We start from the raw sequence: 12,225 nt of genomic DNA on the forward strand, positions 1-12,225 counted from the left end.
TAAGGTGAACTCGAAAACCGTTTCCAATAGTGCGCGAAGAAGCGTCCCACCTCGTACTTCAGGAGTGCTCGCGATGAGATTCCCCCGCCTCCTCGGTCTCGCGTCCGCCGCGACGGCCCTCGTCCTCGGACTCACCGCCTGTGGCGGGGGTAACACGGGCAGCGACACCGGCGGCAAGATCAAGGTCGTCGCGTCCACCAACGTCTGGGGCACCGTGCTCGCCGCGATCGGCGGTGACCAGGTCGCGGTCACCTCGATCATCAACGACGCGAGCGCGGACCCGCATTCCTACGAGACCACCCCCGCCGACGCCATCGCCGCGCAGAACGCCCAGCTCACCCTGGCCAACGGCGGCGGCTACGACGACTTCTTCGGCAAGCTCGCCGACCAGGCCACCAACGCCCGCAAGCTGACCGCCACCGAGATCGCCGCGACCGGCGGCGAGAACGAGCACGTCTGGTACAGCTTCCCGGCGGTGGCCAAGGTCGCCGGCCAGATCGCCACGCAGCTCGGCCAGATCAAGCCGGACGCCGCGCAAACCTTCACCGCCAACGCCGCGAACTTCACCGCGCGGCTCGACCAGCTCACCCAGCGGGCGGCGCAGATCGGCGCCGGCCACCCGGACACGAAGGTCCTGGTCACCGAGCCGGTCGCGCACTACCTGATCGAGACCGCCCAGCTCACCGACGCCACTCCGGCGAAGTTCTCCGAGGCCGTCGAGGCGGAGGCCGACGTCCCGCCCGCCGCGCTCGCCGAGTTCACCTCCCTGATCAACGGCAAGCAGGTCAAGGCGCTGATCAACAACGAGCAGACGGTCACCCCGGTGACCCAGCAGGTCGTCGCCGAGGCGAACCGGGCCGGCGTCCCCGTGGTCGGCGTGACCGAGACGCTGCCCACCGGCATGACGGACTACATTGCCTGGATGACCAGCGAAGTCGACGATCTGGCGAAGGCGCTGAACTCTTGAGCCCCGCGGTCGAGATCACCGGCGCGACCCTCGCGTTCGGCGCGCGCACGCTGTGGTCCGGTTTGGACCTTTCGGTCGAACCCGGCGAGTTCGTGGCCGTCCTCGGCCCGAACGGGTCCGGCAAGACCAGCCTGCTGAAGGTGCTGCTCGGCCTGCAGCCCCTGTCGCGGGGCCGCGTGCGCTTCCACAACGACCACCCGGTCGGGTACATCCCGCAGCAGCGGGCGATGGCCGACGGGCTGACGTTGCGCGGCGTCGACCTGGTCGGGCTCGGTCTCGACGGGCACCGGTGGGGCACCGGGCTGCGCGGGCTGGCCGAGCGGCGGCGGCGGGTGTCCGCCGCGATCGCGGCGGTCGGCGCGCAGTCCTACGCGAAACAGCCGGTCGGCAAGCTGTCCGGTGGTGAACAGCAGCGGTTGCGGGTCGCGCAGGCGCTGGTCGGCGAGCCGGACGTGCTGCTGTGCGACGAGCCGCTGCTGTCCCTGGACCTCGCGCACCAGCGCGCGGTGAGCGAGCTGATCGACGCCCGGCGCCGCGCGGCCGGCACCGCGGTGCTGTTCGTGACGCACGAGATCAACCCGATCCTGCCCTACGTGGACCGGGTCCTGTACCTGGTCGACGGCCGGTTCCGGATCGGCCCGCCGGAGGTCGTGATGACGTCGGAGACCCTGTCCGAGCTGTACCGGGCGCACGTCGAGGTGGTCCGCGTCGGCGGCCAGATCCACGTCGCCGGAGCGCGCAGCGCGGTCTGCGAGGACGAACCCCACCACCTGGACGAGCGCGTCTCCTGAAAGCCCAGAAGGTTCCCGCTGACATGGACAAGTTCTTCGACTTCGGTCTGACCGCGCAGCTGCTCGGGCTGCCGTTCGTGCGGACCGCTCTGCTCGCCGCGGCCGTGCTCGGCCTCGTCGCCGGGGTGCTCGGCCCGCTGATCGTGACCCGGCGGATGTCCTTCGCCGTGCACGGCACCGCCGAGCTGGCGTTCACCGGCGCCGCCGGTGCGCTGCTGCTCGGTGTCGGCGTCGAGTTCGGCGCGCTGGGCGGTGCGGTGATCGCCGCGTTGCTGCTCGGCCTGCTCGGCGGCCGCGAGTCCGACCGCGACTCGGTGATCGGCGCGATCCTGTCCTTCGGGCTCGGTCTCGGCGTGCTGTTCCTCTGGCTGAACCCGGGCCGCACGGCGAACAAGTTCGGCATCCTCATCGGTCAGGTCGTGTCGATCGAGACGACCAACCTGATCGTGCTCGTCATCGCCGCGGTGGTCGTGCTGCTGATCCTCGCGGCCATCTACCGGCCGCTGCTGTTCGCGAGCGTCGACCCGCACGTCGCCGCCGCGCGCGGGGTGCCGGCGCGCACGTTGTCCGTGGTGTTCGCCGTGCTCGTCGGCGTCGCCACCGCGCTCGGCGTGCAGATCGTGGGCGCGCTGCTGGTCGTCGCGATGATGGTGACCCCGGCGGCGGCGGCAGCACGGCTGACCGCGAGCCCGTGGAAGGTGACCGTGCTGGCGATCGTGTTCGCCGAGACCGCCGCGCTGGGCGGCATCGTCCTTTCGCTCGCGCCCGGAGCACCCGTGAGCGCCTTCGTCACCGCCATCGCGTTCACGATCTACCTGATCTGCCGCCTCGTCGCCCACCTGCGCGACCGGGCAGGCCGGGTCAGCGAACCGGATGCTGCTGCAGTTGCGCCTGCAGCGCCGTGAGGAACCCGTCGGTCAGGAACGGCAGCTGACCACTGGACACACTGCGCTCCACTGTCTCCACCACCACCACGTCGGAGTTGACGAACATCCCGATCGCTTGGTCCTGACTCGTCTTCGGGGTGAAGTAGGCGAGCATGGTCAGGTTGGCGAACCCGGCGGCCAGGTATCGCGAGGACGCCTTGGTGAACGAGTCGCCGTAGAACAGGGTTTTCCGGTTCACGGTGGATGACATCGGCGCGGCGAACCGGTAGGACGGCGTCTCGATGTCGGCGACGGTCGGTCCGGCCCGGTCGACGAGGCCGTCCGGCCGCAGGTCGTACAACGCGTTCGTCTTGTCGGCCTTCCGGCCCAGCAGCGGCGGCAGGTCCGCGGCCACGGTGTACCTGCCGACCTGCCTGCTCTGCCAGGTCGCGGTGATCCCGGGTTGCACGGCCTCGGCGACCGCGCGGGTCATCACCAGCGAACCCTCGTCGGCCCAGTGCGTGTCGTTGGACGGGTAGACCGGGTGGCCGACCCGCTGCGCTTCGGCGGTCAGCCCGGGCCGCAGGTCCACCGCGCCGGCCGCGTCGAGCTGCTGCCAGGTCGGCGCCTCGGCGGCGCGGTGGCAGTCCTTGCCGGGGTAGCTCGCGGGCAGGTACTGGGGGACCATCGTGGACTTGTCCGGCGCGACGACCCACACGAACGTGCGGCCGGACGCTTCGATGAGGGCGCGCAACCGGTTCATCCGGTCCAGTGTCTCGGACAGCATGTGCACCGGCGCGCACTTGGCCTCGGCGTCGTAACCGAAGTACAGCCAGCCCTGCCCGCCCTCGATCACCTGCCGGTACCCGGCCTGGTCGACCGGCCCGGAGGTGGTGGGCTGGTCGTCCGCCGCCGGTGCCTGCGCCGGTGGCGGGCCGCCGGGCAGCGGACCGGTCCCGCTGGTGCCGCCCTGGTCGCGCGGCGGGGTCTCGCCGAAGAACGTGCGGCTGATCCAGTCCGCCGCCTCGATCGCGGCGTTGCGGAAGGCCAGCTGGTCGGTGGCCCAGGCGGGCAGGCCGGTGAAGAACGCCCAGCCCTCACCCACGCTCGGGAAGGCGGTCAGGTGCCGGTTCTCGATCTCGGCGGGGCGCGTGCCGAACACCCACAGCAGCGCCGGGGTCGTGAAGAACACGACCGCGCTGATCAACGCGGCGAGCTGCCGGCCGCCGTGGCGGGGCCGGTACAGGGAGTGCTCGCGGGGCAGCCACGCCTCGTGCACCGCGGGGAGTTGCTGCGGTTCGTGCGCCACGCGGCACACGGTAACCGTTCACCTAGTGCAACATGAGCAGTACCTGCAACTCGCCGACGGCGAACCCGATCACGGCGCCGACCGCGATCAGCTTCCACTCCTCGCGCCGGAACGCCGGCCGCAGCAGGTTCTCGTACTCCTCGGGAGTCAGCGCGATCATCCGCCGCTCCACCATGTTCGCCAGATCCATCGCCTCCACCAGGTACGGTTCCGCGTGGCGGAGCAGGTACGGCAGCTGGGCGAGCGAAGCGGTGGCCGCGGTCCCGGTCATCTCCCGCAGCCGCTCACCGCCGACGGCGGCGGACACCAGCGGGCGGATCAGCCCGGCCTGCTCGTCCACCGCCCGTGCCACCACGCGCCGCACCACCGCGGCCAGCCGATCGGCGCGCGGACCGGTCAGCAGCTCGTCGAGCAGGTTGGGCACGGTCAGCACTTCCCGGGCGATGATCGCGCCGTACTGCCGGGCGACCTCGGCCTTGCGCCGCTGGAACTTGCCGTGCAGCGTGACCGGTCCGATCCGCACCGGACGGCGCGGCACGAAGATCATCTTGATGGCGAGCCAGTCGGTGAACAGCCCGATGACACCCCCGAACGCCGGCAGCACCCACGGGTTCTTGGTCAGCGCCCACACCACGGCCTGCACGAGCCCGAGGGCGAATCCGAAGTAGATCCCGCACCGGGCGATGAAGGTCATTTCGGGCCGGGACGTCTCCCGGATCAGCCGCACCAGCAGGGCGCGGTCACGGGTCAGCCGCTCGACGATCATGTGCTTGACGTCGAGCACGCCGTCGAGATCGGCGCGGATCTCGTCGAGCAGCTCCCGCACCAGCCGCGGTGCCCCGGCCTGCAGCTGTTTGACGATCAGGTCCTGGGCCATCGGCGGCAGCGACTCCCACAGCCGCGGGTGGTGCCGGGCCAGCACGTCGCGAGCCAGGTCGTCGATCGCGCGCAGCAGCGGTTGCTCGATTTCCCGCACCAGCCGGCCGGGCTGGATCCGGGCGATCACCTCACCCAGGTCGATCAGGTTCGTGGTGAGCAGGTCGGTGGCGATCGCCGCCATGCGGCCGCCGTGTTTGGGCACCACGCCCTGCCACCCGAAGACCGGGCGGACCCCGACGAACTCCAGCGGGCGGAACATCATCTCGATCGCCACGCGCTTCGTGACGTAGCCGATCAGGGCGGCGATGAACGGGATCGCGGCGTAGAGCGGCCAGTGGCGGGTGAGATCGGCCAGAACCGCGTCCATCGCCACCCCCATCCCGGTCCCGCGAAACTAGTGCAGGAGCACGATCGCCTGGAGCTCACCCACGAGCCCGCCGATGATCGCACCGACGGCGATCAGCTTCCACTCGTCCTGCCGGAACGCCGGCCGCAGCAACTCCTCGAACTCCACCGGCGACAACCGCCGCATGCGGTCGACGATGGTGTTCCGCACGTCGAGGGCGTTGACCGCGTAGTCCTCCGCGTACCGGATGGTGTCCGGCACGCGCTCGGCGGCCTTCAGCGCGGCGGCCTGTTTCATCTCCTGCCACTTGCGGGTGCCCACGGCCGCGGCGACGAGGGGCTTGACGACACCGGCCTGCGCGTCGATGGTGCGCTGCACCTCGCGGCCGATCAGGTGGAACAGCCGGTCGGCCTTCGGGCCTTTCAGGATGGCCTCGAGCAGGTTCGGGATCGTGATGATCTCCCGCGCGATCATGTCACCGTAGTCGGCGGCGACCTGGTCGCGGCGCTTCTGGAACACGCCTTGCCAGGTGTAGAGGCCGAGGAACTCGCGCGGCTCCCGCGGCAGGAAGATCATCTTCAGGGCGAGCCAGTCGGTGAACCAGCCGATGCCCAGACCGAACACCGGCATCACGATCGACGACTTGGTCAGCGCCCACACCAGCAGCTGGACGCAACCGAGCGCGAAGCCGAACACCAGCCCGGAGTTGGCGATGAACCGCATCTCGGGGCGGGAGATGTCCCGGATGAGCCGGTTCAGCAGGCTCTTGTCGCGGACCAGGTTGGTGATGACCATGCTCTTCAGGTCGAGGACGTCCTCGATGTTGTCCGCGAGCTCCCGCATGATCTTCGCGATCACCTTGGGCGCCTCGGCCTGGATGCGGCGCAGCAGCAGTTCGCGCGCACCGGCGGGCAACGCCTCCCACAGCCGCGGCTGGTACTGCTCCATGACCTCCTCGGTGATCTCCCCGACCACCTGCAGGAGTGGTTCCTCGATCTCCTTGGCCACCTGTTCCGGGTCGAGGCGGGCGAAGATCTCCTTCGGGTCGACCAGGTTGCTGGTCAGCATGTCGGTGGCCGTGGCCGCCATGCGCTCGGCGTTGGCCGGCAGGACGCCCTGCCACCCGAGGAACGGCCGGATGCCGACGAACTCGATCGGCCGGAACATCATCTCGATCGCGACGCGCTTGGTGACGTACCCGATGAGGGCGGCGATGAACGGCATCGAGACGTAGAGCGGCCAGTGTTCGGCCAGGTCGGCCACGATCTGCTGCAGTTGCACCGGCCCCTCCCTCGCGAGTCCCGCCGAACCGTATCCCAGCTTCCCGGGGGCCGGTGTGCACCGGATTCAGTTGATCTTCGACAATGGGTCACCCGAAAGTATGGAAACCCAGGTCCAATAGCACTAAGGTGCCCGCATGCCTCCTGCCGAGTCCCAAGATCCCATCGCTGGTAATCCCCTCTTCCCCCTCGTGTTCCGCGGCTACGACCGGCCGCCGGTGGACGAGAAGTTCGCGCAGCTGAACGCCGAGCTCAAGGAGACCGCGGTCTCCCGTGACGAGGCGCTGTCGTCGGTTGCCGAGCTGACCCGTGCGCTGTCCTACGCCCAGCAGGAGCTGAGCGAGGCCAAGCAAGCGCTGTCCCGGATGGCGAGCGACCCGTCGAGCGCCACGACGATGACCGAGCGCGTGCGCACGATGATGACCCTCGCCGAGGAGGAGATCGCCGAGCTCAAGAGCCGCGCCGACGCGCAGGCGGACGACATCCGTGCCGCCGCCGACAAGTACGACCTCGACACCCGCAAGGCCGCCGACAAGATGGTCGCCGAACGCGAAGCCGAGCTGGCCAAGCGGCGCGACGACCTGGAACTGGAGTTCCAGGAACGGCACACCGCGCTCACCACCGAGCACGAGAACCTGATGGAGCAGGGCCGGGCCGAGATCGCGCGCCTGAACGAGGAGGCCGCCGCGGAGCGCGCTCGCCTGGACGCCGAAGCAGCCGACGCGCGTGCCAAGGCCGAGCAGGAGACCGCCGAGGCGCTGGCCCGCAAGACCGAAGAGGTCGAGACGGCTCTGGCGAAGAAGACCGAAGAGGTCGAGTCCGCCCTGGCCCGCAAGACCAAGGAGATCGAGGAGCGGCTCGCCAAGGACACCCGGGAGACCGAGGAGCGCCTCGCCAAGCTGGTCGCCGACACCGAGGCCAAGATCGCCAAGGACACCGAGTCGACCGAGAGCCGCCTGGCGAAGCTCACCGCGGACACCGAGTCGCGGCTGGCCAAGCAGACGTCCGAGGCGGAGAACCGGGCATCCACCCTGGTCGCCGACGCGGAGCGTCAGCTGTCCGAGGCGCAGCAGGCCCGCACCGAGGCGTTCGAGTTCCGCCGCGAGGTCACCGAGCGCCTCACGGCCACCCACTCGGCCCTCCAGGAAGCGCTGGACACCCTCATCCCGGCCGACGACCGGGCCCCGGTCGCCTGACGGATTTCTTCGAGGCGCTGGCGCAACGAGGCGCCAGCGCTTTTTCCTGTGCCACGAGTGAGCTGGGTGGTCATCCCGGAGCCGCCCGTCCGGTGAGGACTCCCTTGATCTTTTCCGGCGCCTTCGGCGCCCGGTGGTCACCCGGGGAGGTCTGGGGCGTGAGCGGTTCGTTGGCCGTTGCCAAAACAGGTTCGCGAAAACCGGCACTGGGGTTCGTGAACTCCGCGGAATGGCTGGGAAAACCAGTGCTGCGGAATGCGTCGCTGGGTGGTGGCACCTCCGGCCGCCGGTGTCCGGCTCGCCTTGATTCCGCCGGGAAGCGCTGCTGGGTACGCCTCAAATCCATCCGCGCCGGGTCAGTTCCGCGACGAAGCGCTGGTAGTTCTCCTCGAGCGCGGGTTGTTCAGCGGGATCCGGATGAATCGTGCTGCTTCCGCCCGGGATCAGGTCCGCCGCCTCGGTCAAGCCGCCCGGCAACACGGCGGCCGCGGCGAGCATTGCTGCTCCGTACCCGGTTTCGGCTTGGGGGGAGATCTGCAGGTCCAGCCCGGTGACCGTCGCCCGGATGCGGGTCCACAACGGACTCCGGCTGCCGCCGCCCGCGGCCACCAGCGGTCCCGTCACGGGCACCCCCAGCTCACGCAACCGCGCCAACGCCAGCCGCTCCACGAACGCGACGCCCTCCAAGCGCGCGCGGTGCAGCTCGACCTCGTCCCGCGGCTCGCCCAGCACGAAGCCGCGCGCCTCCGGCGAGACGAACGGGAAGCGCTCTCCAGCCCGCCGCAACGGGTACGCCACCACCCCTGCGGGACCGCGCTCCGCTGCCGCCGCGTCCAGCTCGGCCAGGTTCGCCACACCGGCCACGGCCTCGCCGCCGGTGTTCGACGCCCCGCCCGGCAGCCACCACCCGTCCGGGTGCCGGTGGCTGTACAACGCACCCGAGGGATCACGCACCAGTTGCTCGGTGACGCCCTTGAGCACGTACGTCGTGCCCAGGATGCCGGCGAACCGGCCCGGCGTCACCGCACCCGTCGCCAGCTGGCCGGCGCACCCGTCGGTCATGCCGGCCACCACCAGGCACCCCCGCGGCAGGCCGGCGACCGGGCCGGGCAGCTCGCCCAGCACGGTCGTCGGCCGCACGACCTCGGGGAGCCAGTCCACCCCGAAGTCGAACACCTCGGCCGCCCACTCCTCGCGCAACGGGTCGTACCCGCTTTTCAGGGCATGCGAGGAGTCGGTCGCCACCGGGCGGCCGAGGAGCTTTTCACCGATCAGGTCCGGCGTGTGCCGGATGCCGGCCGCGTCCGGGCACGTGCGGCGCAACCAGTTGATCCGGCCCAGCGCGGCCGTGGGCGACACGCTCATCCCCAGCTCGTGCCACCGCCGCGCGCCCACCTCCGCGGCCTTCGCGTTGTCGTCCGCGCCGCGGCGGTCGTCGTACATCAGGGCCGGGCCGAGCGGCTCGCCCCGCGAGTCGACCGCGACGATCGTGCCCGAGGTGGCGGACACGGCAACCGCGCGCACCGGCTCGGCGACCTCCGCGGTCACCCGCCGCAGCACCGCCTCGACCGCAGGCCACCACGCCCGCGCGTCCTGCTCGCTGCGGCCCGACTCGTCCCGCACCGGGGCGGGCAGCGGCGCCGAGGCCGTCATCCGCACCGAACCGTCGCCGCCGACCGCGAAGGCACGCACCCCCGCGGTCGCGACGTCGACACCGACGACGGTCACGAGCGTGCCGCCGTCACGTCCTGCAAGCTGGCGTCCTCCTCGATCGCCTTCTTCGTGGTCTCCGGCAGCTTGAGGAACCGGGTCAGCACCGCGGCCACGATGTAGAGGGCCGCGAAGATGATCACCACGCCCGCCGCGCCGGCCGGACCGAGGAACAGCGACACGATCGCCGGACCGACGAACGCGGCCGCACCGGCGCCGAGGTTCAGCAACGCCATCGCACCACCCTTGTTCTCCGGCGCGAGCGACGGCAGCAGCGCCGAGATCGGCACGAACCCGGCCAGCGTCGCGCCGTAGAGCGCGCCGACGAGCAGGGCCACCCAGTAGTAGTCCGCGCCCAGCGAGGTCGGCACGAAGTACAGCAGCAGGATCGAGATGGCGCAGCCGATCGCTCCGAACCAGAAGATCGTGCGCTGCCAGCCGATCTTGTCCGAGGCCACGCCGAAGATCAGGTTGAAGAAGATGTTCGTGCCGTAGATGACCGACACCAGCAGCAGCCACCGGCCCTCGCCGAACCCGATCTTGTCGGCGAAGATCGTCGGGAAGAACACCAGCATGCCGAACTCGGGCGCGGTGTTGATGACCCGCACGATCATGCCGATGCCCACCCGCGGCTTCTTCCAGGCGATGGACACACTGGACACCAGGCTCTGCACCGGCTGCACACCCTCCGGCGCCAGCCGCGTGAAGCCGGTCCGCTCCCGCACGCCGAGCACGCACAGCAGGCCACCAATGGCGAGGACACCCACCGACAGCCACAACGTGCCGTAGTGCCCGAGCACCGGGTTGGTGAAGCTCGCGACCAGCGAACCCAGCGTGGGCAGGCCACCGGTGAAGGCGAAGTAGAACCAGCCGACCGCGGCACCGAGGCGGGCGACCGGCGCGACCGCGGTGATCCACACCAGGAACCCGAACGCGAACATCGGGTAACCGAAACCGCGAACGCCGTAGGTGATCAGCATCAGCGCGAAGTTCTCGCTGGGCACTGCGACGGCGAGGAACAGCACGTCGAACACGACCCAGATCGTCAGGCCGATCCACATCACCCGGCGCGGCCCCCACAGCTCGGACAACGCACCGGACAGCCACGAGGCGAGCATCACCGCCACGCCGTATGCGGTGATCACATACGAGGCGTGAATTTCGGTGCCCGCGCCGTTGTCGGCCATGAACGGGGCGATGAACCCGGACTCGACGCCGTCGCCGACCATGAACAGCAACAGGCCGACGTAGCCGAGGAACAGCGGGGCCGGCAGCCCCCACCTGGCGAGGAGTCCGCCGAAGCCCCTGTCCGGCTGGGACAACCTCGATGTTGCCGTGTGCGTCATCACGCGCCTCCATGAGTGTCGAACTCAAGTTATCATGAGGCATGTGAAATTCACACGCAAGAGTGTGAACCGATCAGACCTCGGCGAGGGTCACGTTCGTCTGGTCCGCCAGCTCGCTGAGGACGTACTTGGAGACGCCGGAGTCGATGACCAGGTGGTGGAAGTCCTCCACTTCGGCCAGCCGGTGCAGCGCCGTGCGCGGCACCTTGCTGGAGTCCATCAGCAGCACGCGGATCCCGGCGCTGGCCAGCATCGCCCGCTTGACCATCACGATCTCGGGCTCCTGGTGGTAGGTCATCTCGCTGTTCATCGCCGAGGTCGACACGAACGTCGCGTCCACGGTCAGCCGCTCGACCGCCTCCAGGCAGGGCATGCCGAGGAACGAGTCGTGCGTGGGCGAGTAGTCGCCGCCCAGGGCGATCAGGCGCAGGTCGTCGACGTGTTTGAGCACGTCGATGGTGCGCAGGTAGTTCGTGGCCACCGTCAGCGGGGTGACCTCGTGCAACAGCCTGGCGAGCGCGAGAGCGGTGGTGGAGTCGTCCAGCAGGATCGACATGCCCGGCTCGACGAAGCGCAGCGCCTCCCTGGCGATCGCCGCCTTGGCCTCGACGTGCGCGTTCAGCCGGTATTCGGTGTTGCTCTCGAACACCGTGGACGGCTGGGCCGACACCCCGCCGCGGTACTTGCGCAGCAGCCCGCGGCGGGCGAGCTCGTCCAGGTCGCGGTGCACCGTCATCACGCTCACGCCGGTCAGTTCGGCCAGTTCCGCGGCCGATGCCTGGCCCTTCTTCACGACGTAGTCGGTGATGCGCTGCTGCCGGATGTTACGAGAGCGGGCGCTCCCGCTGGACTTGTCTTCCACGGCTCAAGGCTAGGCCGTGGGCAGGTTGAACCGGCGCAGGCTCGTCGCGTCGCCGTCGATCCCGATCTCGGTGAGGGCCGCGTTCTCCACCCTCGGGAAGACCTGGCGGTAGGTGTGGACGGGGATGCCGAGCAGCTCGCACAGGGTCAGCCGGATCAGCGTGTTGTGCGCGACGACCAGCACGGGGCCGTTCTCGCGCGCCGCGATCGCCCGGAGGGCGGCCGCACCCCGGCGTGCTGCGTCCGCGGTCGGCTCCGCGCCGGGGAAGGCCCCGGCCACCGGGTCCGCCCGGAAGGCCGCCACGACCTGCGGGTCCAGTTCGGACAGCACCCGGCCTTCGGCGATGCCGAAGTGCACCTCGCGCAGGTCGTCCAGCACGACGGGCTCGAGCCCGAGTGCGCGGGCGGACGGTTCCGCGGTGACCTGTGCCCGGGCCTGCGGCGACCGGTAGAGCGCGCTGATCCGCTCGCCGGAGGCGGCCAGGTAGGCGGCCAGCTGTTCGGCCTGGCGGCGCCCGCGGTCGGTGAGGCCGACCTCGCTGGTGCCGGCGTACCGGTTCTCCGCGTGCCATTCGGTCTCGCCGTGGCGAACCAGCAGCAGCCGGGTTTCCATCCGTCCTCCCGTGACAAGTCTCGGATCCGGTGTTAATTTAACACCAACGGCGTGAAAGGGG

The 12,225-nt window shown here is 70.1% G+C and carries 11 protein-coding genes; 4 read left to right on the top strand and 7 right to left on the bottom strand.

Going from position 1 to position 12,225, the window contains the following annotated elements; all coding sequences use genetic code 11:
- Positions 1–73: 73 nt before the first annotated feature.
- Genes FHX46_RS03530 through FHX46_RS03540 form a run of 3 tightly spaced genes read left to right on the top strand, consistent with a single transcriptional unit; the run spans position 74 to position 2,663 of the window.
- Complete coding sequence (locus FHX46_RS03530) at positions 74–967, top strand: metal ABC transporter solute-binding protein, Zn/Mn family (RefSeq protein WP_167110590.1); 894 nt, start codon at positions 74–76, stop codon at positions 965–967.
- Positions 964–1,758: a metal ABC transporter ATP-binding protein gene (locus FHX46_RS03535; RefSeq protein ID WP_167110592.1), complete on the top strand. Its 795-nt coding sequence runs from the start codon at positions 964–966 to the stop codon at positions 1,756–1,758. Before FHX46_RS03530 ends, FHX46_RS03535 begins: the two co-directional genes overlap by 4 nt.
- A gap of 23 nt (positions 1,759–1,781) precedes the next feature.
- The gene (locus FHX46_RS03540) at positions 1,782–2,663 is read left to right on the top strand and encodes a metal ABC transporter permease (RefSeq protein WP_167110593.1); all 882 of its coding nucleotides are present in this window, start codon (positions 1,782–1,784) and stop codon (positions 2,661–2,663) included.
- On the opposite strand, the gene FHX46_RS03545 is transcribed toward FHX46_RS03540, so the two are convergent.
- From FHX46_RS03545 to FHX46_RS03555, 3 genes are read right to left on the bottom strand one after another with little or no spacing between them, the layout of a single operon-like run.
- Positions 2,620–3,933, bottom strand: coding sequence for an alginate O-acetyltransferase AlgX-related protein (locus FHX46_RS03545; RefSeq protein ID WP_167110595.1), 1,314 nt, complete (start codon positions 3,931–3,933; stop codon positions 2,620–2,622). The two genes, FHX46_RS03540 and FHX46_RS03545, sit on opposite strands and share 44 nt — an antisense overlap.
- Before the next feature lie 22 nt (positions 3,934–3,955).
- Complete coding sequence (locus tag FHX46_RS03550) at positions 3,956–5,179, bottom strand: DUF445 domain-containing protein (protein ID WP_167110597.1); 1,224 nt, start codon at positions 5,177–5,179, stop codon at positions 3,956–3,958.
- A 27-nt stretch (positions 5,180–5,206) separates the two neighbouring features.
- Positions 5,207–6,439, bottom strand: coding sequence for a DUF445 domain-containing protein (locus FHX46_RS03555; RefSeq protein WP_167110599.1), 1,233 nt, complete (start codon positions 6,437–6,439; stop codon positions 5,207–5,209).
- Positions 6,440–6,575: 136 nt separating this feature from the next.
- On the opposite strand from FHX46_RS03555, the gene FHX46_RS03560 reads away from it, so the two are divergent.
- Complete coding sequence (locus FHX46_RS03560; protein ID WP_208399993.1) at positions 6,576–7,634, top strand: hypothetical protein; 1,059 nt, start codon at positions 6,576–6,578, stop codon at positions 7,632–7,634.
- 336 nt (positions 7,635–7,970) lie between these two features.
- Here FHX46_RS03560 and FHX46_RS03565 read toward each other — a convergent pair whose 3' ends face one another.
- The 4 genes from FHX46_RS03565 to FHX46_RS03580 all read right to left on the bottom strand — a co-directional run bounded on the left by FHX46_RS03565 (position 7,971) and on the right by FHX46_RS03580 (position 12,164).
- The gene (locus tag FHX46_RS03565) at positions 7,971–9,362 is read right to left on the bottom strand and encodes an FGGY-family carbohydrate kinase (RefSeq protein ID WP_167110601.1); all 1,392 of its coding nucleotides are present in this window, start codon (positions 9,360–9,362) and stop codon (positions 7,971–7,973) included.
- Positions 9,359–10,690 (bottom strand): MFS transporter, encoded by a 1,332-nt coding sequence (locus FHX46_RS03570; RefSeq protein WP_208399994.1) that lies wholly within the window; start codon positions 10,688–10,690, stop codon positions 9,359–9,361. Before FHX46_RS03570 ends, FHX46_RS03565 begins: the two co-directional genes overlap by 4 nt.
- A 73-nt stretch (positions 10,691–10,763) precedes the next feature.
- Entirely contained in the window at positions 10,764–11,552 is a 789-nt protein-coding gene (locus FHX46_RS03575) for a DeoR/GlpR family DNA-binding transcription regulator (protein ID WP_167110602.1), read from the bottom strand.
- Between the two features lie 9 nt (positions 11,553–11,561).
- Positions 11,562–12,164, bottom strand: coding sequence for a histidine phosphatase family protein (locus tag FHX46_RS03580; RefSeq protein WP_167110604.1), 603 nt, complete (start codon positions 12,162–12,164; stop codon positions 11,562–11,564).
- Between the last annotated feature and the right edge of the window lie 61 nt (positions 12,165–12,225).

The organism is Amycolatopsis viridis (assembly GCF_011758765.1).
Classification (GTDB): Bacteria; Actinomycetota; Actinomycetes; order Mycobacteriales; family Pseudonocardiaceae; genus Amycolatopsis_E; species Amycolatopsis_E viridis.